33 protein-coding genes are annotated in these 19,810 nt (G+C 38.6%); 31 read left to right on the forward strand and 2 right to left on the reverse strand.

The annotated features are described in order from the left end of the window. The first annotated feature begins 4 nt into the window (after positions 1-4). The 29 genes from rpsQ (at position 5) to AC1DMU_RS27710 (ending at position 16,844) form a co-directional block, all read left to right on the forward strand. The gene (rpsQ, locus tag AC1DMU_RS27570) at positions 5-268 is read left to right on the forward strand and encodes a 30S ribosomal protein S17 (protein WP_000004106.1); all 264 of its coding nucleotides are present in this window, start codon (positions 5-7) and stop codon (positions 266-268) included. A 43-nt stretch (positions 269-311) separates the two neighbouring features. Then, the gene (gene rplN / locus AC1DMU_RS27575; RefSeq protein ID WP_000615912.1) at positions 312-680 is read left to right on the forward strand and encodes a 50S ribosomal protein L14; all 369 of its coding nucleotides are present in this window, start codon (positions 312-314) and stop codon (positions 678-680) included. A 38-nt stretch (positions 681-718) separates the two neighbouring features. Continuing rightward, on the forward strand, positions 719-1,030 hold the full coding sequence (gene rplX, locus AC1DMU_RS27580; RefSeq protein ID WP_000558201.1) for a 50S ribosomal protein L24: 312 nt from the start codon (positions 719-721) through the stop codon (positions 1,028-1,030). 26 nt (positions 1,031-1,056) lie between these two features. Continuing rightward, a complete protein-coding gene (rplE, locus tag AC1DMU_RS27585) occupies positions 1,057-1,596 on the forward strand; it encodes a 50S ribosomal protein L5 (RefSeq protein ID WP_001080829.1) in 540 nt (179 codons plus the stop codon). 33 nt (positions 1,597-1,629) lie between these two features. Further along, positions 1,630-1,815, forward strand: a complete 186-nt coding sequence (gene rpsN / locus AC1DMU_RS27590; RefSeq protein ID WP_001085700.1) for a 30S ribosomal protein S14 — start codon at positions 1,630-1,632, stop codon at positions 1,813-1,815. Between the two features lie 29 nt (positions 1,816-1,844). Next, the gene (gene rpsH / locus AC1DMU_RS27595) at positions 1,845-2,243 is read left to right on the forward strand and encodes a 30S ribosomal protein S8 (protein ID WP_000245511.1); all 399 of its coding nucleotides are present in this window, start codon (positions 1,845-1,847) and stop codon (positions 2,241-2,243) included. A 32-nt stretch (positions 2,244-2,275) separates the two neighbouring features. After that, positions 2,276-2,815 carry a 50S ribosomal protein L6 gene (gene rplF, locus AC1DMU_RS27600; protein ID WP_000086550.1) on the forward strand — a complete coding sequence of 180 codons (540 nt, stop codon included), beginning with the start codon at positions 2,276-2,278 and terminating at the stop codon, positions 2,813-2,815. 31 nt (positions 2,816-2,846) lie between these two features. Then, positions 2,847-3,209, forward strand: coding sequence for a 50S ribosomal protein L18 (gene rplR, locus AC1DMU_RS27605; RefSeq protein ID WP_000628818.1), 363 nt, complete (start codon positions 2,847-2,849; stop codon positions 3,207-3,209). 21 nt (positions 3,210-3,230) lie between these two features. After that, positions 3,231-3,731: a 30S ribosomal protein S5 gene (gene rpsE / locus AC1DMU_RS27610; protein ID WP_000554646.1), complete on the forward strand. Its 501-nt coding sequence runs from the start codon at positions 3,231-3,233 to the stop codon at positions 3,729-3,731. Between the two features lie 13 nt (positions 3,732-3,744). Further along, the gene (rpmD, locus tag AC1DMU_RS27615) at positions 3,745-3,927 is read left to right on the forward strand and encodes a 50S ribosomal protein L30 (RefSeq protein ID WP_001085232.1); all 183 of its coding nucleotides are present in this window, start codon (positions 3,745-3,747) and stop codon (positions 3,925-3,927) included. 33 nt (positions 3,928-3,960) lie between these two features. Continuing rightward, entirely contained in the window at positions 3,961-4,401 is a 441-nt protein-coding gene (gene rplO / locus AC1DMU_RS27620; protein WP_000766083.1) for a 50S ribosomal protein L15, read from the forward strand. Next, a complete protein-coding gene (gene secY, locus AC1DMU_RS27625; RefSeq protein WP_088061480.1) occupies positions 4,401-5,702 on the forward strand; it encodes a preprotein translocase subunit SecY in 1,302 nt (433 codons plus the stop codon). The genes rplO and secY overlap by 1 nt, the downstream gene beginning before the upstream one ends. A gap of 56 nt (positions 5,703-5,758) precedes the next feature. Beyond that, a complete protein-coding gene (locus AC1DMU_RS27630) occupies positions 5,759-6,409 on the forward strand; it encodes an adenylate kinase (RefSeq protein WP_001048998.1) in 651 nt (216 codons plus the stop codon). Further along, complete coding sequence (gene map / locus AC1DMU_RS27635) at positions 6,409-7,155, forward strand: type I methionyl aminopeptidase (RefSeq protein WP_000582534.1); 747 nt, start codon at positions 6,409-6,411, stop codon at positions 7,153-7,155. Before AC1DMU_RS27630 ends, map begins: the two co-directional genes overlap by 1 nt. A gap of 68 nt (positions 7,156-7,223) precedes the next feature. Continuing rightward, entirely contained in the window at positions 7,224-7,442 is a 219-nt protein-coding gene (gene infA / locus AC1DMU_RS27640; protein ID WP_001029884.1) for a translation initiation factor IF-1, read from the forward strand. 35 nt (positions 7,443-7,477) lie between these two features. Next, positions 7,478-7,591 (forward strand): 50S ribosomal protein L36, encoded by a 114-nt coding sequence (rpmJ, locus tag AC1DMU_RS27645; protein ID WP_000868344.1) that lies wholly within the window; start codon positions 7,478-7,480, stop codon positions 7,589-7,591. A gap of 21 nt (positions 7,592-7,612) precedes the next feature. Continuing rightward, entirely contained in the window at positions 7,613-7,978 is a 366-nt protein-coding gene (gene rpsM / locus AC1DMU_RS27650; protein WP_000090790.1) for a 30S ribosomal protein S13, read from the forward strand. A 24-nt stretch (positions 7,979-8,002) separates the two neighbouring features. Then, positions 8,003-8,392, forward strand: coding sequence for a 30S ribosomal protein S11 (gene rpsK, locus AC1DMU_RS27655; RefSeq protein WP_000101797.1), 390 nt, complete (start codon positions 8,003-8,005; stop codon positions 8,390-8,392). Positions 8,393-8,572: 180 nt separating this feature from the next. After that, positions 8,573-9,517, forward strand: a complete 945-nt coding sequence (locus AC1DMU_RS27660; RefSeq protein ID WP_000569644.1) for a DNA-directed RNA polymerase subunit alpha — start codon at positions 8,573-8,575, stop codon at positions 9,515-9,517. 35 nt (positions 9,518-9,552) lie between these two features. Continuing rightward, the gene (rplQ, locus tag AC1DMU_RS27665) at positions 9,553-9,915 is read left to right on the forward strand and encodes a 50S ribosomal protein L17 (protein WP_000331490.1); all 363 of its coding nucleotides are present in this window, start codon (positions 9,553-9,555) and stop codon (positions 9,913-9,915) included. A 103-nt stretch (positions 9,916-10,018) separates the two neighbouring features. Next, a complete protein-coding gene (locus AC1DMU_RS27670; RefSeq protein WP_142291660.1) occupies positions 10,019-10,861 on the forward strand; it encodes an energy-coupling factor ABC transporter ATP-binding protein in 843 nt (280 codons plus the stop codon). Continuing rightward, a complete protein-coding gene (locus AC1DMU_RS27675; protein ID WP_000406519.1) occupies positions 10,837-11,718 on the forward strand; it encodes an energy-coupling factor ABC transporter ATP-binding protein in 882 nt (293 codons plus the stop codon). Before AC1DMU_RS27670 ends, AC1DMU_RS27675 begins: the two co-directional genes overlap by 25 nt. Beyond that, a complete protein-coding gene (locus AC1DMU_RS27680; protein ID WP_087983922.1) occupies positions 11,706-12,500 on the forward strand; it encodes an energy-coupling factor transporter transmembrane component T family protein in 795 nt (264 codons plus the stop codon). The genes AC1DMU_RS27675 and AC1DMU_RS27680 overlap by 13 nt, the downstream gene beginning before the upstream one ends. A 14-nt stretch (positions 12,501-12,514) precedes the next feature. Then, positions 12,515-13,258 carry a tRNA pseudouridine(38-40) synthase TruA gene (gene truA / locus AC1DMU_RS27685; RefSeq protein ID WP_088061486.1) on the forward strand — a complete coding sequence of 248 codons (744 nt, stop codon included), beginning with the start codon at positions 12,515-12,517 and terminating at the stop codon, positions 13,256-13,258. Positions 13,259-13,410: 152 nt separating this feature from the next. Beyond that, positions 13,411-13,848, forward strand: coding sequence for a 50S ribosomal protein L13 (gene rplM / locus AC1DMU_RS27690; protein WP_001260795.1), 438 nt, complete (start codon positions 13,411-13,413; stop codon positions 13,846-13,848). 21 nt (positions 13,849-13,869) lie between these two features. Next, positions 13,870-14,262 carry a 30S ribosomal protein S9 gene (rpsI, locus tag AC1DMU_RS27695; protein ID WP_000079986.1) on the forward strand — a complete coding sequence of 131 codons (393 nt, stop codon included), beginning with the start codon at positions 13,870-13,872 and terminating at the stop codon, positions 14,260-14,262. A 162-nt stretch (positions 14,263-14,424) separates the two neighbouring features. Beyond that, complete coding sequence (locus AC1DMU_RS27700) at positions 14,425-14,853, forward strand: YbaK family protein (RefSeq protein WP_001101006.1); 429 nt, start codon at positions 14,425-14,427, stop codon at positions 14,851-14,853. A 66-nt stretch (positions 14,854-14,919) separates the two neighbouring features. After that, positions 14,920-15,633: an N-acetylmuramoyl-L-alanine amidase CwlD gene (gene cwlD, locus AC1DMU_RS27705; protein WP_000822446.1), complete on the forward strand. Its 714-nt coding sequence runs from the start codon at positions 14,920-14,922 to the stop codon at positions 15,631-15,633. Positions 15,634-15,776: 143 nt separating this feature from the next. Then, a complete protein-coding gene (locus AC1DMU_RS27710; RefSeq protein ID WP_000256609.1) occupies positions 15,777-16,844 on the forward strand; it encodes an Mrp/NBP35 family ATP-binding protein in 1,068 nt (355 codons plus the stop codon). 56 nt (positions 16,845-16,900) lie between these two features. On the opposite strand, the gene gerD is transcribed toward AC1DMU_RS27710, so the two are convergent. Then, on the reverse strand, positions 16,901-17,518 hold the full coding sequence (gene gerD, locus AC1DMU_RS27715) for a spore germination protein GerD (RefSeq protein WP_087983920.1): 618 nt from the start codon (positions 17,516-17,518) through the stop codon (positions 16,901-16,903). A gap of 139 nt (positions 17,519-17,657) precedes the next feature. Here gerD and kbaA point away from each other — a divergent pair, with 139 nt between their 5' ends. Further along, positions 17,658-18,269, forward strand: a complete 612-nt coding sequence (gene kbaA, locus AC1DMU_RS27720; protein ID WP_088061484.1) for a KinB signaling pathway activation protein KbaA — start codon at positions 17,658-17,660, stop codon at positions 18,267-18,269. Positions 18,270-18,396: 127 nt separating this feature from the next. On the opposite strand, the gene pdaB is transcribed toward kbaA, so the two are convergent. After that, on the reverse strand, positions 18,397-19,161 hold the full coding sequence (gene pdaB, locus AC1DMU_RS27725; protein WP_000464700.1) for a polysaccharide deacetylase family sporulation protein PdaB: 765 nt from the start codon (positions 19,159-19,161) through the stop codon (positions 18,397-18,399). 170 nt (positions 19,162-19,331) lie between these two features. Between pdaB and AC1DMU_RS27730 the strand changes: the two genes are divergently transcribed. Beyond that, complete coding sequence (locus AC1DMU_RS27730) at positions 19,332-19,550, forward strand: hypothetical protein (RefSeq protein WP_000900297.1); 219 nt, start codon at positions 19,332-19,334, stop codon at positions 19,548-19,550. The last annotated feature ends 260 nt before the right edge of the window (positions 19,551-19,810 follow it).

A 19,810-nucleotide genomic window follows, 5' to 3' on the forward strand; every position in this document is an offset into this window, starting at 1 on the left:
CATAGTGAGCGAACGTAACCAACGCAAAGTTTATACTGGTCGTGTTGTGTCTGACAAAATGGACAAAACGATTACAGTTTTAGTTGAAACTTACAAAACTCATTCCTTGTACGGAAAACGTGTTAAGTATTCTAAGAAGTACAAAGCCCATGATGAGCAAAACCAAGCGAAACTTGGCGATATCGTTAAAATCATGGAAACTCGCCCGCTTTCTGCTACTAAGCGTTTCCGTTTAGTTGAAATCGTTGAAGAAGCGGTTATTATCTAAATAGACGAATCGGAATTTTTAGTCCGAAGGGAGGTTTCATAACATGATCCAACAAGAATCTCGTTTGAAAGTTGCTGACAACTCTGGTGCACGTGAACTTTTAACAATTAAAGTATTAGGCGGCTCTGGTCGTAAATATGCTAACATTGGTGACATTATCGTTGCTACGGTAAAACAAGCAACACCAGGTGGCGTTGTTAAAAAAGGTGACGTTGTTAAAGCAGTAGTGGTACGTACGAAGAGCGGAGCTCGTCGTCCGGACGGTTCTTATATCAAATTTGATGAAAACGCAGCGGTTATCATCAAAGACGATAAGAGCCCACGTGGTACTCGTATCTTCGGACCAGTAGCTCGTGAATTACGTGATAGCAACTTCATGAAGATCGTTTCTTTAGCTCCAGAAGTTCTATAATTTAAGGTATTGCCTTGCTAAGGAGGTGCAGAATTAAGATGCATGTAAAAAAAGGTGATAAAGTACAGGTAATCACTGGAAAAGACAAAGGAAAACAAGGCGTTATCCTTGTGGCTTTCCCAAAGCAAAACCGTGTTATCGTTGAGGGTGTTAACATCGTTAAAAAACACTCTAAGCCATCTCAATTAAATCCACAAGGTGGAATTATTACTAAAGAAGCACCTATTCACGTTTCTAACGTTATGGTTTTAGATCCGAAAACAGGTGAACCTACTCGCGTAGGCTTCAAAGTAGAAGATGGTAAAAAAGTTCGTATTGCAAAAAAATCTGGTGAATTATTAGATAAATAATTTTCTTAAGAAAGGAGGTCACTTCATTGAATCGCCTTAAAGAGAAGTTCCAAAAGGAAATTACTCCTGCTCTAGTGAGCAAGTTTAACTATAAATCTGTGATGGAAGTACCGAAAATCGAAAAGATCGTAATCAACACTGGTGTTGGTGACGCGGTATCTAACTCAAAAGCTTTAGACAATGCAGTAGAAGAATTAACACAAATCGCAGGTCAAAAACCTGTTGTAACTCGTGCTAAAAAATCAATCGCTGGTTTCCGTCTTCGTGAAGGTATGCCAATCGGTGCGAAAGTAACTTTACGCGGCGAGCAAATGTATGAGTTCTTCGACAAATTAGTATCAGTTTCTTTACCACGTGTACGTGATTTCCGTGGTGTTTCTAAGAAATCATTCGATGGTCGTGGGAACTACACATTAGGTGTTAAAGAGCAACTTATCTTCCCTGAGATCGATTATGATAAAGTAAGCAAAGTCCGCGGTATGGACATCGTAATCGTTACTACAGCGAAAACTGATGAAGAAGCTCGTGAACTTTTAACACAATTCGGTATGCCATTCCAAAAATAATGGAAACCAACGCTAAGTAGAGGAGGCGAAAACGTGGCTAAAAAATCTATGATAGCGAAACAAAAGCGTACTCCTAAGTTTAAAGTACAAGAGTATACACGTTGCGAACGCTGCGGTCGTCCGCATTCTGTATACCGCAAATTTAAGCTTTGCCGTATTTGTTTCCGTGAACTTGCATATAAAGGTCAAATTCCTGGTGTTAAAAAAGCTAGTTGGTAAAACCCACAAATGGGAAGGAGGTAAAACACATGGTGATGACAGATCCAATTGCAGACATGCTTACTCGCATCCGTAATGCGAACATGGTACGTCATGAGAAATTAGAGGTTCCTGCTTCTAAAATCAAAAAAGAGATCGCTGAACTTTTAAAACGTGAAGGTTTCATTCGTGATGTAGAATACATCGAGGATAACAAACAAGGTATCCTTCGTATTTTCCTGAAATATGGTGCAAACAATGAACGTGTAATCACTGGATTAAAACGTATCAGTAAACCTGGCTTACGCGTTTACGCTAAAGCTGATGAAGTACCACGTGTACTTAACGGATTAGGTATCGCTCTTGTTTCTACATCTAAGGGAGTAATGACAGACAAAGACGCTCGTCAATTACAAACTGGTGGAGAAGTAGTAGCATACGTTTGGTAATATATATTTAAAACGAACGGAGGTGTGACCACATGTCTCGTATTGGTAAAAAGATTCTTGAAATCCCTGCAGGTGTTACTATTACAATTGCAGAAGACAATACTGTAGCAGTAAAAGGCCCTAAAGGTGAATTAACTCGTAAATTCAATGCTGATATGTCTATCAAAATTGAAGAAAATACACTAACAGTTGAGCGTCCATCTGAACAGAAGGAACACCGTGCATTACACGGTACAACTCGTGCTTTAATCGGAAACATGGTTGAAGGTGTAACTACAGGTTTCGCACGCGGACTTGAATTAGTCGGTGTTGGTTACCGTGCTCAAAAACAAGGAGATAAACTTGTATTAAGCGTAGGTTATTCTCATCCAGTAGAAATGACTCCGGAAGCAGGTCTTGAAGTTGAAGTACCTGTACCAACTAAAATCGTAATCAAAGGTATCGACAAGCAACGTGTTGGCGAATTTGCTGCTAACATCCGTGCTGTACGTGCTCCTGAGCCTTATAAAGGTAAAGGTATTCGTTACGAAGGCGAAGTTGTTCGTCGTAAAGAAGGTAAAACTGCTAAGTAAACCCGTTAGGTGAGAGAAAGGAGTGACAAGAATGATCACTAAAGCTGATAAAAATGCGACTCGTAAGAAAAGACATGCACGTGTACGTGCTAAACTTACTGGTACTGCAGAACGTCCACGTTTAAACGTGTTCCGTTCTAACCAACATATTTACGCTCAAGTTATTGATGATGTAAATGGTGTAACGTTAGTAAGTGCATCTACTCTTGATAAAGACCTTGCTCTTAACGGTACTAGCAATACTGAAGCTGCTACGAAAGTAGGAGAATCAGTTGCTAAGCGTGCTGTAGAGAAAGGCGTTAAAGAAGTAGTATTCGATCGCGGTGGTTACTTATACCATGGCCGTGTTAAAGCTCTAGCTGAGGCTGCTCGTGAGGCTGGATTACAATTTTAATGGTCAAAGGAGGGAAAATTGATGCATCGCATTGACCCAAGTAAATTAGAACTTGAAGAACGTGTAGTTACGATAAATCGTGTCGCGAAAGTTGTTAAGGGTGGTCGTCGTTTCCGCTTTGCTGCACTAGTTGTAGTTGGCGATAAAAACGGTCATGTTGGATTCGGTACTGGTAAAGCACAAGAGGTACCAGACGCAATCCGCAAAGCTATCGAAGACGCTAAGAAAAACTTAATCGCTGTACCATTAGTTGGTACAACAATTCCACACACAATCAACGGTCATTTTGGAGCTGGTGAAGTATTCTTAAAACCTGCTGCTGAAGGTACTGGTGTTATTGCTGGTGGACCTGTTCGTGCGGTACTTGAATTAGCTGGTGTACAAGATATTCTTTCGAAATCTCTTGGTTCTAACACACCAATCAACATGATTCGCGCTACTGTGAACGGATTAAGCGAACTTAAGCGCGCTGAAGATGTTGCAAAATTACGCGGTAAATCTGTAGAAGAGCTACTAGGTTAAGGAGGGAAAACAAATGGCGAAAAAGTTAGAAATTACCCTCACTCGTAGTGTAATTGGTCGTCCACAAGATCAACGTGCGACGGTAGAAGCTTTAGGTCTTAAAAAGTTGAATTCAACTGTAGTTAAGGAAGAAACTCCTGCTATTCTTGGTATGATCAACAAAGTTTCTCACCTTATAACTGTAACAGAAGCTTAAGGATAACTCATTAATATAAGGAGGTGCCTGGGAATGAAACTTCATGAATTAAAACCTGCAGAAGGTTCTCGTAAAGTACGTAACCGTGTCGGTCGTGGTATCGGTTCTGGTAACGGTAAAACTGCTGGTAAAGGTCATAAAGGACAAAACGCACGTTCTGGTGGCGGTGTTCGTCTTGGCTTCGAAGGTGGTCAAACTCCATTATTCCGTCGTTTACCAAAACGCGGCTTCACAAACATTAACCGTAAAGAGTTTACTATTGTAAACTTATCAACGTTAAATCGTTTTGAAGATGGTACAGAAGTAACACCTGAATTATTGCTGGAAACTGGCGTTATCAGCAAGTTAAACGACGGTGTTAAAATTCTTGCAAGCGGCGCAGTAGAGAAAAAATTAACTGTTAAAGCGCACAAGTTCTCTTCAAGTGCTAAAGAAGCAATTGAAGCAGCTGGCGGATCAGTTGAGGTGATCTAATGTTTCGTACAATCTCCAACTTTATGCGCGTTGCTGAGATAAGACGTAAAATATTATTCACTTTAGCGATGTTAATCGTATTCAGAATTGGCACGTTTATCCCAGTGCCATTTACAAATGGAGACGTACTGAAAGCACAAGATCAATTAAATGCCTTAGGTATCCTAAATACATTTGGCGGTGGCGCCTTGAAAAACTTCTCCATCTTCGCGATGGGAATCATGCCGTATATTACAGCATCCATCATCGTGCAATTATTGCAGATGGATGTTGTTCCTAAATTTTCGGAATGGTCGAAGCAAGGTGAAATGGGCCGTCGTAAACTAACGCAATTCACGCGTTACTTTACAATTGTTCTTGCGTTTATTCAGGGGTTTGGTATGTCAATTGGTTTTAACGGTATGGTAGGTGGGCAATTAATTTTGAATCCTGGTTGGAGCACTTATTTATACATTGCTACGGTACTGACTGCTGGTACTGCATTTTTAATGTGGTTAGGTGAACAGATTACAGCTAAAGGTGTAGGTAATGGTATTTCCATCCTTATCTTTGGCGGTATTGCCGCAGCGATCCCAAGTGTTATATCTCAAGTGTATCAACAACAGTTTCAAAATATCGGAGATCAATTGTTCATGAGTATCGTTAAAGTTGCATTGATCTTACTAGCTGTGCTAGCGGTTATTGTTGGTGTTATTTTCATTCAACAGGCTGTTAGAAAGATCCCAATTCAATATGCGAAGCGTGTAACAGGAGGGAATGGGAATCATGCTGGAGCACAAAACACACATTTACCCCTTAAGGTAAATAGTGCGGGTGTTATTCCAGTCATTTTTGCTGTTTCATTCTTAATTACGCCTCCAACTATTGCACAGTTCTTCCCGAATCATGATATATCGCAGTGGATCATTGCAAACTTTAACTATTCTCACCCAGTGGGAATGATCATATATGTTGCGCTCATTGTAGCCTTCACATATTTCTATGCGTTTGTTCAGGTTAATCCAGAGCAAATGTCAGAGAATCTAAACAAACAAGGTGGATATGTTCCAGGTATTCGTCCGGGTAAGAATACGGAACAATATCTAACAAAAATCTTGTATCGTTTGACCTTTGTAGGATCAATTTTCCTAGCAGCGATTGCAATCTTACCAGTTATCTTTACGAAATTGGGAAATCTTCCTCCATCTGCACAGATTGGTGGAACGAGTATGTTAATCGTTGTCGGCGTTGCTTTAGAAACAATGAAGCAGCTAGAAAGTCAACTGGTAAAACGCCATTACAAAGGGTTTATCAAGCAATGAGTAAGTGGGAAGAATTGTCTTCCCTACATGCTCATGTACTCTGAGGGGGAACAAGGATGAACTTAATTTTAATGGGGCTTCCTGGTGCTGGTAAAGGTACACAAGCCGAACAGATTGTTGCCAAGTATAACATCCCTCACATTTCAACAGGAGATATGTTTCGTGCAGCTATGAAGGCTGAAACTGAAATGGGTCTACAAGCAAAATCTTTTATTGATAAAGGTGCACTTGTTCCAGATGAAGTTACAATCGGAATCGTTCGTGAACGTTTAAGTCAAGAAGACTGCGTAAGAGGTTTCTTACTAGACGGTTTCCCACGAACTGTTGCACAAGCATCAGCTCTTGAAGAGATTATGAAAGATCTTGGTAAAAAAATCGACTATGTTTTAAACATTAATGTGGATTCAGGGTTGTTATTAACACGCCTTACAGGCCGTCGCATTTGTAAAGAGTGCGGTGCGACTTACCACTTAGAATTCAATCCACCAGCAAAAGCTGATGTGTGCGATAAATGTGGTGGCGAATTATATCAACGCTCTGATGACAATGAAGAAACTGTGGCAAATCGTTTAGATGTAAATATTAAGCAAACAAAACCTTTGCTTGATTTCTACGAGGAGCTTGGTTACTTACAAAGCATTAATGGTGAGCAAGATATCAATAAAGTATTTGCTGATATCGATGTTCTCATCGGAGGCTTAGCGTAATGATCATCTGCAAAACTCCTCGCGAGATAGAAATCATGCGAGAAGCTGGCAGGATCGTTGCTTTAACTCATCAAGAGTTGAAACAGCATATTACTCCAGGAATTACAACGAAAGAGCTCGATCAAATAGCGGAAAAGACGATTCAAAAATATGGTGCTACGCCATCTTTTAAAGGATACAACGGATTTCCGGGGAGCATATGTGCTTCTGTAAATGAAGAGCTTGTACACGGAATTCCAGGGAAGCGCAAGCTCGAAGAGGGCGATATCATCAGTATCGATATTGGTGCGAAATACAATGGGTACCATGGAGATTCTGCATGGACGTATCCAGTTGGAAACATTTCTGAATCTGTTCAAAAGCTACTTGATGTCACAGAAAAATCGTTGTATCTTGGTCTAGAACAAGTAAAACCAGGCGAAAGATTATCAAATATCTCACATGCGGTTCAAACCCATGCTGAAGAGAATGGGTTCTCGATCGTTAGGGAGTATGTTGGTCACGGAATCGGGCAAGACTTACATGAGGACCCTCAAATCCCGCACTATGGTCCACCAAATAGAGGCCCTAGATTAAAGCCGGGAATGGTCATCTGTGTTGAGCCGATGGTGAATCAAGGAAGACGATATGTAAAAACACTATCTGATGACTGGACAGTGGTAACGGTAGATGGTAAATGGTGTGCACACTTTGAGCACACGATTGCTCTTACAGAAGCAGGATACGAAATCCTTACCACTTTATAAGTAGCTGGCTCTCCGGGATTTCAGAGCAGTGTAAAATGTTACTGATTTGAAGAAGGGAGAACTATTGAATGGCTAAAGATGATGTAATTGAAGTCGAAGGTACCGTTCTTGAAACGTTGCCAAATGCTATGTTCAAAGTAGAATTAGAGAATGGGCATGTCGTATTGGCTCACGTTTCTGGTAAAATCCGTATGAACTTCATTCGTATTTTACCAGGAGACAAAGTTACGGTAGAATTATCTCCGTACGATTTAAATCGTGGTCGTATTACGTACCGTTTTAAATAATATAGCACTCCGTAATCTTTAAGGAGGTTCGAGACATGAAAGTAAGACCGTCAGTTAAACCAATCTGCGAAAAATGTAAAGTTATTCGTAGACGTGGAAAAGTAATGGTTATTTGTGAAAACCCTAAACATAAACAAAAACAAGGTTAATCAGAAGGAGGTGCATTCAGAATGGCACGTATCGCAGGTGTAGATATTCCTCGAGACAAACGCGTTGTTATTTCTTTAACTTACGTATTCGGCATTGGTCGCACAACTGCTGAAAAAATTCTAACTGAAGCTGGTATTTCTTCAGAAACACGAGTTCGTGATTTAACGGAAGACGAACTAGGACGTATCCGTGATATCATCGATCGTATTAAAGTTGAGGGAGACCTTCGTCGTGAAGTATCTCTTAACATTAAACGTCTAATGGAGATCGGTTCTTACCGTGGTCTTCGTCACCGTCGTGGTTTACCAGTTCGTGGTCAAAACTCTAAAAACAATGCTCGTACACGTAAAGGTCCACGTCGTACAGTAGCAAATAAAAAGAAATAATAAGTAAAGGAGGTTGAACTAACAATGGCACGTAAAACAAACACTCGTAAAAAACGTGTGAAAAAGAATATTGAAGCTGGTATAGCTCATATTCGTTCTACTTTCAACAACACAATCGTAACACTTACAGATACTCATGGTAACGCACTTTCTTGGTCTAGTGCTGGTGCACTTGGTTTCCGTGGATCTCGTAAGTCTACTCCATTCGCTGCGCAAATGGCTGCTGAAGCTGCTGCTAAAGTTGCAATGGAGCACGGTTTAAAAACTTTAGAGGTTACTGTTAAAGGTCCTGGTGCTGGTCGTGAAGCTGCAATTCGTGCTCTTCAAGCTGCAGGTCTAGAAGTAACAGCAATTAGAGATGTTACTCCAGTTCCTCATAATGGATGTCGTCCACCAAAACGTCGTCGTGTGTAATTTTTCTGTATAGAATTTTCCCTTTTGTCTATAATGGATATGATGCATTATCGAGAAATTTCGTACAGAAACATCGCTTGTTGTGCACAATCGGGAACTGCCTAAGGGGGACTTTCGGTTAGACAGGGGGTATCCCTTTGTTTAACCGGGGTTTCGACGTTTTGAAGGAGGGTTTAGTTAATGATTGAAATCGAAAAGCCGAAAATCGAAACGGTTGAACTTAACGAAGATGCTAAATATGGTAAATTCGTAATTGAACCGCTTGAGCGTGGATATGGTACTACTTTGGGTAACTCCTTACGTCGTATTCTTTTATCCTCACTCCCTGGTGCCGCTGTTACTGCTATCCAAATCGATGGCGTATTACATGAATTTTCAACAGTTGAGGGCGTAGTAGAAGACGTTACGACGATCATCTTAAACTTGAAAAAGTTAGCTCTTAAAATCTACTCTGAAGAAGAGAAGACGTTGGAAATTGATGTGCAGGGCGAAGGTATTGTCACAGCTGCTGATATTACTCATGATAGTGATGTAGAAATCTTAAATCCAGATTTACACATTGCAACGTTAGCAAAAAATGCGCATTTCCGCATGCGTTTAACTGCAAAGCGTGGCCGTGGGTATACGCCAGCTGATGCAAATAAAAGCGAAGATCAACCAATAGGAGTAATTCCTATTGATTCTATTTATACTCCAGTATCACGTGTGACTTACCAAGTGGAAAAGACACGTGTCGGACAAGTGGCTAATTATGATAAGCTTACGCTTGATGTATGGACGGATGGAAGCATCGGGCCAAAAGAAGCTATCTCTTTAGGTGCCAAAATCTTAACTGAGCATTTAAATATCTTTGTTGGTTTAACTGATGAAGCACAAAATGCTGAGATTATGGTCGAGAAGGAAGAAGATCAAAAAGAGAAAGTTCTTGAGATGACTATCGAAGAACTAGATCTTTCTGTTCGTTCTTATAATTGCCTAAAACGTGCAGGAATTAATACTGTACAAGAGCTTGCGAACAAAACAGAAGAAGATATGATGAAAGTTCGTAACTTAGGACGTAAATCCTTAGAAGAAGTTAAACATAAGCTTGAGGAATTAGGTTTAGGTTTACGTAAAGACGACTGAGGATTTAAACCCATCAACAAAGGAGGGAACTACGAATGGCATACAGAAAATTAGGCCGTACAAGTGCGCAACGTAAAGCTATGTTACGTGATTTAGCTACTGATTTAATTATCAACGAGCGCATCCAAACGACAGAAACTCGTGCAAAAGAACTTCGTTCTGTAGTGGAAAAAATGATCACTTTAGGTAAACGCGGAGATCTTCACGCTCGTCGTCAAGCAGCAGCTTTCATTCGCAATGAAGTAGCTAACGCTGAGACTGGTCAAGATGCACTTCAAAAATTATTCGCTGATGTAGCTCCACGCTATGCTGAGCGCCAAGGCGGATACACTCGTATTGCAAAAATTGGTCCACGTCGCGGAGACGCAGCACCAATGGTAATTATCGAGTTAGTATAATGATAATTAAAAGGGCAGGACAGTTCTTTTCAAGAAACTGGTCATGGCCCTTTTTTTTAAATATAAAAATAGGCTAACTTGGCGAAGGAAAGGGTGCCTTGTATTGAAAAAAGAGAAACTTCGGACAGAAAATATATCATTTCAATATCCTGGGGCAGCCACTTATGCATTAAAAGATGTTTCATTTGCCTTGTATGAGGGAGAATGGGTATCTGTTATTGGACAAAACGGTTCAGGGAAGTCTACACTTGCAAAATTATTGAATGGTTTGTTTTTGCCGGAAGCAGGGACTATTACAGTAAATGATACAATGGTTTTATCAGAGGAAACGGTATGGGATGTTCGAAAACAAATTGGGATGGTATTTCAAAATCCAGACAATCAATTTGTTGGAACGACAGTGCAAGACGACGTTGTTTTTGGCTTAGAGAATATCGGAATGCCAAGAGAGCAAATGGTAGAAAGATTAAATCAGGCTCTCAAACTTGTCCGTATGGAAGATTTTCTTAATGATGAACCTCATTCGTTATCTGGTGGGCAAAAGCAGCGAGTGGCAATAGCAGGCGTTTTAGCACTTCAGCCATCTATTTTGATATTAGATGAAGCAACGTCAATGTTAGATCCTCAAGGGAGACGTGAAGTAGTAGAAACGGTTAGACAACTTGTTAATCAAAAAGGTATTACCGTGTTATCAATTACGCACGATTTAGAAGAAGCGGCACAATCAGATCGTGTCATTATTTTAAACAAGGGAGAAATATTAGAGGAAGGGATTCCAAAGCAAATCTTCAAGTCCTCTCATATGCTCCAAGAAATTGGATTAGATGTACCATTTTCAGTGAAAATAGCAGAATTATTAAAAAGAAATGAAATTCTCTTGCAAAATACGCATCTTACAATGGAAAGCTTGGTGAACGAACTTTGGAGATTACATTCCAAAAAGTAGAACATCGTTATCAATATAAAACTCCATTTGAAAGACGCGCACTTTATGATGTAGACGTGTCGTTTCCAAGTGGGGGCTATTATGCCATTATCGGTCATACTGGTTCAGGTAAGTCGACGATGATTCAACATTTAAATGGTTTATTGCAGCCGACGAATGGCACAGTTCAAATTGGTGAACATTTCATTTCGGCAGGAAAGAAAGAAAAAAAGCTAAAGCCACTACGTAAAAAGGTAGGGGTTGTCTTTCAATTCCCAGAACATCAGTTGTTTGAAGAGACTGTGGAGAAGGATATTTGTTTCGGCCCTACTAATTTTGGGGTATCTGTAGAAGAAGCGAAGCAAAAGGCAAGAGAGGCAATTGAACTTGTAGGGTTAGAGCCAGAACTGTTAACACGTTCACCGTTTGAGTTAAGTGGTGGGCAAATGAGGCGTGTTGCGATAGCGGGTGTATTGGCGATGGAACCCGAAGTGCTTGTATTAGATGAACCTACAGCAGGACTAGATCCAAAAGGGCAGAATGAACTTATGGAGATGTTTTATAAGCTGCATAAGGAAAAAGGTCTTACAGTTATCCTAGTAACACATAATATGGAGGATGCTGCTAAGTATGCAGAGCAGATTGTAGTCATGCATAAAGGAACGGTCTTTTTGCAAGGAAGTGCAGAGGAAGTATTTTCACATGCTGATGAACTAGAGAAAATTGGCGTGGATCTTCCTATGTCTTTAAAGTATAAACGTGCAATTGAAGAGAAGTTTGGCATTTCAATCCCAAAGGCTACCTTATCTTTAGAGGATCTTACTCATGAAGTTGTGCAGGTGTTACGAAAAGGTGGTCATGAATCATGCAGCAGTTGATTATTGGAAGATATATTCCAGGGAAGTCTCTTATTCATCAACTTGATCCACGTACGAAGCTGCTGATTGTCTTTTTATATGTATTTGTTGTTTTCTTAGCAAATAATGCGATTTCATATGGATTTTTATTTTTATATGCACTCATTGCTTTATTTTTTGCAAAAGTGCCGATTCGTTATGTACTTTCGGGCTTAAAACCAATTCTATGGATTTTTCTTTTTACATTTTTCCTGCATATTTTTACAAATAAAGAAGGGGAAGTACTATTCCAGCTTGGTTGGTTTTCGATACATGAAAAAGGATTAGAGCAAGGGATATACATTTCTATACGATTCTTCGTTATTATTTTAATGACGACATTATTAACGTTAACGACGACACCTATTGAGATTACAGATGGTTTGGAGACGTTATTAAAGCCGTTGAAACGTATAAAAGTTCCTGTTCATGAAATCGCATTAATGATGTCAATTTCTCTTCGTTTTATTCCGACATTAATGGATGAAACGAGTAAAATAATGAAGGCACAATCTTCACGCGGTATTGATTTCGCAGGAGGACCGATAAAAGATAGGATGAAAGCTATTATCTCACTACTCGTTCCTCTATTTATCAGTGCTTTTAAGCGTGCTGAGGACTTAGCAATTGCTATGGAAGCACGTGGGTATCAAAATGGTGAAGGACGTACTAAATTTAGGCAACTACGCTGGAAAACAAGTGATACAGTAACGATAATAAGCTTACTTTGTTTAGCTTGTATTTTGGCATGGGTGCGATCGTAATGGAGAATAGAGAAATGGATAGAATAAAATGTACGGTTGCATATGATGGCATGCATTTTTGTGGTTATCAAATTCAGCCGCAGCATCGTACTGTTCAACAAGAGATTGAGAAAGCTTTGCAGAAATTGCATAAAGGAGCGCTTGTTCGTGTTCAGGCATCGGGCAGAACGGATTCTACCGTTCACGCTAAAGGACAAGTCATACACTTTGATACACCGTTGTCGCTTGAAGAGTGGCAATGGAGTAATGCATTAAACACAATGTTGCCAGATGATATTGTTATCAGACAGGTAGAGAAAAAAACAGAAGAATTTCATGCGCGTTACGGTGTCGAGAGAAAAGAATATCGTTATCGTGTATTATTATCAAAGACTGCGGATGTATTCCGTAGAAATTACGTATATCAATATCCATATCCGCTCGAAATAAGCTCTATAAGAAAGGCGATTCCTTATTTTATTGGAACGCATGATTTCACTTCTTTTTGTTCGGCAAAAACTGACAAAAAAGATAAGGTGCGAACGATTTATGAAATTGAGTTAATTGAGCAAGGCGATGAATTAATTTTTCGTTTTGTAGGTAATGGATTTTTATATAATATGGTCAGAATTATTGTTGGTACGTTACTTAGCGTAGGGCAAGGAAAGCTTGATCCTGATAGCATTCCAGAGATTTTAGCGAAACAAAATCGTCAGTTTGCTGGAAAGATGGCTCCAGGTCATGGACTTTACTTATGGCAGGTAAACTATAACAACTAATCCTGGTGTAACATTTGCTTGACATTAGAAACTCAAAAGTATATCATAACATATGGTATTGTTTCTAAAACCACGATTAGCCCCGGAAGGAAATCGTGTTTAAGATAAACAATAGATTTTTTCTATGGAAAAGATAACGAGGAGGGAAACACATGCGTACGACTTTTATGGCAAAAGCTAACGAAGTTGAGCGTAAATGGTATGTGGTTGATGCTGAAGGTCAAACTTTAGGTCGCCTATCTACTGAAGTAGCATCTATTTTACGCGGTAAAAACAAACCTACATTTACACCACACGTTGACACGGGTGATCATGTAATTATTATTAACGCTGAAAAAATTCATTTAACAGGTAATAAATTAAACGATAAAATTTACTACCGTCACACTAACCACCCAGGTGGACTTAAACAAAGAACAGCTCTAGAAATGCGTACAAACTACCCTGTACAAATGTTAGAGCTTGCAATTAAAGGGATGCTTCCAAAAGGACGTTTAGGACGTCAAGTATCTAAGAAATTAAACGTGTATGCTGGAGCAGAGCATCCACACCAAGCACAAAAACCAGAAGTTTACGAACTTCGCGGATAATCAATTAAAGGAGGGCTTACTTTGGCACAGGTTCAATACTATGGCACTGGACGTCGTAAGAGTTCAGTAGCGCGCGTACGCCTAGTTCCAGGCGAAGGACGCGTTATCATTAACGGTCGTGATTTTGAAAACTATATCCCATTTGCTGCATTACGTGAAGTAGTGAAACAACCTCTAGTTGCAACAGAAACTTTAGGTAACTACGATGTACTTGTAAACGTAAATGGTGGTGGATACACTGGTCAAGCTGGTGCTATTCGTCACGGTATTTCTCGCGCTTTATTAAAAGCTGATCCAGAATACCGTCTAACACTAAAACGTGCAGGTCTATTAACTCGTGACGCACGTATGAAAGAGCGTAAAAAATACGGTCTTAAAGGCGCACGTCGTGCACCTCAGTTCTCAAAACGTTAATTTTTGCGAACTACAAACCCCAACCATTTTGGTTGGGGTTTTTTTATGTTTCATTCCTCTTTTGTAATTTTTGTAGTTTGGAATATTTTAGTGCTATTCTCTCGCGTATGCTTCTTCTTTAGAAGTTTAGACTAATACGTATTAGGGAGGTTTATAAGTACTATGAATGTCATTGTCAGCTTACAAGAAAAACAAAAAGAAAAGCAGTTGAAATATGAACGGAAGATGCTGCGAGAATTATCATTAAAAACATTACGTTCAAATATTAGGGATGCCTTTCAGATGCAGGAACTTCATCGTCAGTATGAAGATTACTGTATTGAATTAGGGATAGAATCGTATTTATTAGGAGCGAGATACAGTAAGTTTGGTTATTATGGTGAATCATTCTTTGATGTGAAATATAGAGCCTTAGAAGAAGAGCAACAATTAACGGAAACACTATTCCAATTTTTAACGAGCATGACTATGCGGGAAATTAAGTTACAAGATGAGGAATTACTTTTTGAATCTTGCCAGCAGTTTATCGGCTTATGGTGGCAGGAAGGATATGAAAAAGGTGAAAGAAGATATCGATTAAAGCTTCATTAAGACAAGCATAAACTTTCCTCTTGTCCCATATAAGTAATTAGAGGGACTAGCTGGAGGAGGAAAGGTATGAAGAGAATTCGAATTATCTCTTTTGCACTCGCTGCGGTTGTTTTGTTTTTTTTAGTCAAACAAGAATTTCAAATTACAAAATCGTGGCGAGCTTGGAATTTACCCTTATCAGGGAAAGTGATTGTATTAGATGCTGGGCATGGTGGGCCAGACGGAGGGGCTGTTGGTGGAAAAGATATTATAGAAAAAGATATTACGCTTGAAATTACAAAGAAGGTACAAGATTATTTACAAGAACAAGGTGCACTAGTTATTTTAACACGTGAGGGAGATTATGATTTAGCTCAGAAAGATACAAAATCATATAGTAGACGTAAAGCAGAAGATTTAAAAAAGCGTGTAGAGATTATTAATAAGCCTGATGTAGACTTTTTTGCGAGTATTCATTTAAATGCTTTAACTAGTAGTGGATCGAAAGGCGCACAAACGTTCTACTATCGTTCTTCGGTTGAAAATGAACGTGCTGCGAAATTTATACAAGCTGAATTGAGAACGAGTTTAGAGAATACGAATCGTTCTGCTAAAACAATTTCTCATGTGTATTTATTGAAGTATGCGAAAACACCAGGTGCTCTAATTGAAGCTGGCTTTTTATCGAATGTAAACGAAAGGTATATGTTAAATTCGGAGAAATATCAGCAAAAGGTAGCGGCTGCAGTATATCGTGGTATATTACGTTATTTCACGGAAAAAGGGAATCCTCCAGAATAAGGAGGATTTTTTGAGTTTCTCTCGTTAACGAAGTTTTCCGAAAATATGTTATACTGGAAATGTAAACGCATTTATTTCAAAAATAAAGAGAGATAAATTTAATTAACATTACGTTATTTTTCATACAGGGGGCTGGGCTAACTATGGTAACGAAAGAGCAAGTAGTGGAAGCGTTAGAAGGGATTGTAGATCCGTTTTTACATAAAACGTTAAAAGAAACAGGTGCAATTAAAGAGGTAACAGTTAAGCCTGAGAAGGAACATGTAAGTGTTAAAATTGCAATTGTAAAAACCGGTACAGCGGAACAAATGCAATTGCAATCTGGAATTGTAAAATTAGTAAAAGAACTAGGAGCAGCAACAGTAGGGCTTCGCTTTGCAGAATTTACAGAAGAGGAATTAGCTCAGTTTGCACCGGAACAGGAAGAAGAGCAAACTGAATCTTTATTGTCACCAAATTCAAAAACAACATTTTTAGCAGTGGCGAGTGGAAAAGGTGGAGTCGGAAAATCAACAGTTTCTGTTAACCTTGCTATTGCTTTAGCTCGTCTAGGTAAAAAGGTTGGTATCATTGATGCTGATATTTATGGTTTTAGCGTACCGGATATGATGGGGATAGAAAAACGTCCTGTTGTAAGAGGAGATAGAATCATTCCAGTGGAGCGTCTAGGTGTAAAGGTAATTTCAATGGGATTCTTTGTAGAAGATAATGCACCGGTTATTTGGAGAGGCCCTATGCTTGGGAAAATGTTAAATCACTTCTTTACAGAAGTAGAGTGGGGCGATTTAGACTATTTAGTTTTAGATTTACCACCGGGTACAGGTGATGTTGCGCTAGACTTACACTCAATGTTGCCAGCTTGTAAAGAGATTATTGTAACAACGCCACATCCAACAGCGGCATTTGTGGCAGCGCGTGCTGGAGCCATGGCTTTACGTACAGAACATAGTATTCTTGGTGTTGTTGAAAATATGGCGTATTTTGAAAGTAAAACAACTGGTGAAAAAGAATATGTGTTTGGAAGAGGTGGAGGAGATAAATTAGCTACAGAACTTCAAACAGAAGTACTTGGCCGAATCCCGCTTCAACAACCTGATTGGAATAAAGATGACTTTGCGCCTTCAGTATATGAAGATACACATACGACGGGTCTTATTTATCGTACGATAGCTGAGACAGTAATTGATAAAATAGCTGTCGCGCAAAAATAAAATAATAATGAGTGGACGATACATATATTGTCCACTCATTATTATAATTATTATTTTTACTGTTGCTCCTTTTTACCGTCTTGGGAACCACCTTCACCGCCTGCTTCTTTTTTATCAGATCCACTTTTTTCGGCCTTTTGTACACCTTTACTAATAATATCAATCATCTTAGCTTGGAAGAGTGGGCTTTCAGCAGTTTCTGTTAGTACTTGTTGTAAATATTGGCGGTATTCTTTGCTCTTCATTGTTTGTAACATTATTTTTTCTACTTCAGGGTTTTTCATAATTTCTATAACGCCTGCTTGGTATTCAGGGTCTTTTAGTAATGTTTTCATTAAGGTTGTTTGTTCTTTCCCCATACTTTTAGCGAATTTCGATGAGAACTCAGGGTCTTTAAAGAGCTTTTCCCAGAATTGTTGCCCTTTGTCGGATACCATTGCATCTTCAATCGTTTTCTTTACTACTGTTTCATCTAGTATGAGTGCTTGTTTCATTTTTTCATCAGTTAACACATCTTGAATGGCTTTCTTACCTTGATCGGTTTTTAAAATATCAACAATCATTTTCTTCGTTTGATCATAATCAAGTTCGGACTTTGCTTCTTTTCCTTGTGCACATGCTACAAGTACAAGAAATAGAAAAGAAGAAGTCAAAACGAGCAGCATCCGTTTCATAAGTTGGAACTCCTTTCAACACAGTTCTCTCTTTTTAATATAAATATCTTTAAGGAATTTATACATGAACATGGCTAGCTTTTTGAAATTGTCATTGATACAATTTAAATAGAAATATAAGGATAATGGGGGATGTGTTGTGAATAGCCGCAAGTGGGTACGCCTGTTTTTTACGACGTTGTTTCTAGGTGGGATTAGCACGGTCATTATTGGGTTTGTTTTGGAGTGGGACAAGTACGCTAAATTTTTTCGAAATTTCGACGGAAAGGAGATTTTAGCAGTTTCCTTCTGGTTGATGGGTGTAGGATTTATTTTTAGTGTTATAAGTCAAATGGGGTTCTTTGCCTATTTAACAATCCATCGTTTTGGACTGGGGATGTTCAGGTCACCTTCTTTATGGAATGCAGTCCAGCTCTTCTTTATTGCATTCGTTTTATTTGATTTCGTGTATTTAAGATCCATATTGATTGCAAATGGGGAAGTTTCGTTAGGGAATAACATACTTGTTGCAGGTGTATTATTTGTGTTTGGGGCGATTGTTGCTTACATAAAAAGTAAAGAAACGAATAGAAAGGCATTTGTGCCCGCTTTGTTCTTTATGGTTGTTGTAACAATTCTTGAGTGGGTACCAGCGCTTCGTATTAATGACACAGATTGGTTGTATTTAATGGTGATACCACTTTTATTATGTAATGCATATCAGTTACTTATATTACATCGTTTAATTGGAAAGGCGAGTAAGTCGGCTTAAGTAAGAGAGATTTTTGAGTTTTTATGCAGGGTGGTTGTACGAATATAAATATCGGGATGAAAAAAGCTCTACTACCTTAATGAGAGGTAGTAGAGCTTTTTATGTGTGAAGGCACGAGGGAAAAGAATTACCTTACATCTTTACTTTTTGTACTTGTGTTAGAAATAAGTTGTGATACCGATATTTGCTCATATCCGTCACTCTTTAATTTTTGTAGAAGCAGTGGTAAAGCTTTATTTGTTTGAAGGGCAGAATCGGATGCATGTAATAAGACGATATCTCCACCTTTTAAATTAGTAGAGACATTGGAAACGATATTGTTTACACCTGGGTTTTTCCAGTCGTTTGAGTTATTACTCCAATGGACGATGGTGTATCCGAGTGATTCTGCTATTTTAAGTGTTGCTTTGTTAAAGTCTCCACTAGGTGGACGTAATAGTTTGACTTGTTTCACACCAAGTTTTGTAAAAACATCTTGTGCTCGTAAAAGATCTCTTCGTATTTCATTTGTCTCTAGAGAAGTGTAGGACGTGTAATTATAGCCCATACTACCGATTTCATGACCATCTTTTATGATGCGTTCAACAACATCAGGGTGTCTTTCTGCCCATGCAGCAGAAACGAAGAAGGTTGCATTCTTAATGTCTCTTTCTTTAAGTGTATCAAGGATTGGAATTGCTTTTTTGTCTCCCCAACTAATATCAAACGTGAATGCAACTTGTTTTTTAGAGGTGTCTCCTTTGTAAATAACTTTAGGTCCTGTCGCAGTTGAAAAAGCAGATTCATGTGAATATGTTTTCAAAAAGAGAAGCCATGCTGTAAATAAGGAAAGTATCACTATTAAGCTAATGTGTTTAAAAGCTCGTTTACTCGTAATAAAAAAGAAAAACATAATATTACGCCCCTTTGTCCAATCCTTTTCAGTTACATATATGCTTTAAATATTAAAAAGAGAACAAAGGATTAATATCGTAAGCAGTGGATATAATGAATGATAGGATTTTGATAAGTGAAAATGAGCGTAACGTTTATTGCTTTGTAAGAAATGATTGAGGTGATGATTTGCTTGGGTTTATGTTAACGAAAGAAGAGAAAAAAGAAATGGAATACATATTGAAGAGGGAGTTAGAAGAACTGTTATTTGATTTTGAAGATGAACGTATTCATGACGTTGTAAAAAAGGCGATGGAAGAAAGATATAAAATCATTTTTTGTTTGTTTCGAAGAGTCGCTAATGCAGAAGAGTGTATGCGTTATGTAAGGAAAAGAATTTTTTATTAAAAAGTGTTGACGTTAATAGTTATTATATGATAAATTAATAACCGTCGCTGATGCGGAAACGCAGAAGACGATAAAAAAGAAATTTGAAAAACTTAGTTGACATTGAAAAATGAAGATGTTAACATAAGGAAGTCGCAAATGAGCGACCAAGTAGTTCTTTGAAAACTGAACGAAACAAACAACGTGAAACGTCAATTTTTATTTTTAGATGCTAGACAAACTAACTTTATTGGAGAGTTTGATCCTGGCTCAGGATGAAC

It is taken from the genome of Bacillus sp. 01N45, from assembly GCF_056399205.1.

Coding starts and splice junctions, on each gene's coding strand:
- rplN (WP_000615912.1), top strand. CDS start 312: ATGATCCAACAAGAATCTCGTTTGAAAGTTGCTGACAACTCTGGTGCA.
- rplX (WP_000558201.1), top strand. CDS start 719: ATGCATGTAAAAAAAGGTGATAAAGTACAGGTAATCACTGGAAAAGAC.
- gerD (WP_087983920.1), bottom strand. CDS start 17,518: ATGAAACGGATGCTGCTCGTTTTGACTTCTTCTTTTCTATTTCTTGTA.
- rpsE (WP_000554646.1), top strand. CDS start 3,231: ATGCATCGCATTGACCCAAGTAAATTAGAACTTGAAGAACGTGTAGTT.
- rplM (WP_001260795.1), top strand. CDS start 13,411: ATGCGTACGACTTTTATGGCAAAAGCTAACGAAGTTGAGCGTAAATGG.
- rpsK (WP_000101797.1), top strand. CDS start 8,003: ATGGCACGTAAAACAAACACTCGTAAAAAACGTGTGAAAAAGAATATT.
- rpsH (WP_000245511.1), top strand. CDS start 1,845: ATGGTGATGACAGATCCAATTGCAGACATGCTTACTCGCATCCGTAAT.
- rpmJ (WP_000868344.1), top strand. CDS start 7,478: ATGAAAGTAAGACCGTCAGTTAAACCAATCTGCGAAAAATGTAAAGTT.
- rplR (WP_000628818.1), top strand. CDS start 2,847: ATGATCACTAAAGCTGATAAAAATGCGACTCGTAAGAAAAGACATGCA.
- AC1DMU_RS27710 (WP_000256609.1), top strand. CDS start 15,777: ATGGTAACGAAAGAGCAAGTAGTGGAAGCGTTAGAAGGGATTGTAGAT.
- AC1DMU_RS27680 (WP_087983922.1), top strand. CDS start 11,706: ATGCAGCAGTTGATTATTGGAAGATATATTCCAGGGAAGTCTCTTATT.
- rplO (WP_000766083.1), top strand. CDS start 3,961: ATGAAACTTCATGAATTAAAACCTGCAGAAGGTTCTCGTAAAGTACGT.
- truA (WP_088061486.1), top strand. CDS start 12,515: ATGGATAGAATAAAATGTACGGTTGCATATGATGGCATGCATTTTTGT.
- rplF (WP_000086550.1), top strand. CDS start 2,276: ATGTCTCGTATTGGTAAAAAGATTCTTGAAATCCCTGCAGGTGTTACT.
- secY (WP_088061480.1), top strand. CDS start 4,401: ATGTTTCGTACAATCTCCAACTTTATGCGCGTTGCTGAGATAAGACGT.
- cwlD (WP_000822446.1), top strand. CDS start 14,920: ATGAAGAGAATTCGAATTATCTCTTTTGCACTCGCTGCGGTTGTTTTG.
- rpsM (WP_000090790.1), top strand. CDS start 7,613: ATGGCACGTATCGCAGGTGTAGATATTCCTCGAGACAAACGCGTTGTT.
- infA (WP_001029884.1), top strand. CDS start 7,224: ATGGCTAAAGATGATGTAATTGAAGTCGAAGGTACCGTTCTTGAAACG.
- AC1DMU_RS27630 (WP_001048998.1), top strand. CDS start 5,759: ATGAACTTAATTTTAATGGGGCTTCCTGGTGCTGGTAAAGGTACACAA.
- map (WP_000582534.1), top strand. CDS start 6,409: ATGATCATCTGCAAAACTCCTCGCGAGATAGAAATCATGCGAGAAGCT.
- rpmD (WP_001085232.1), top strand. CDS start 3,745: ATGGCGAAAAAGTTAGAAATTACCCTCACTCGTAGTGTAATTGGTCGT.
- rplQ (WP_000331490.1), top strand. CDS start 9,553: ATGGCATACAGAAAATTAGGCCGTACAAGTGCGCAACGTAAAGCTATG.
- AC1DMU_RS27660 (WP_000569644.1), top strand. CDS start 8,573: ATGATTGAAATCGAAAAGCCGAAAATCGAAACGGTTGAACTTAACGAA.
- AC1DMU_RS27700 (WP_001101006.1), top strand. CDS start 14,425: ATGAATGTCATTGTCAGCTTACAAGAAAAACAAAAAGAAAAGCAGTTG.
- pdaB (WP_000464700.1), bottom strand. CDS start 19,161: ATGTTTTTCTTTTTTATTACGAGTAAACGAGCTTTTAAACACATTAGC.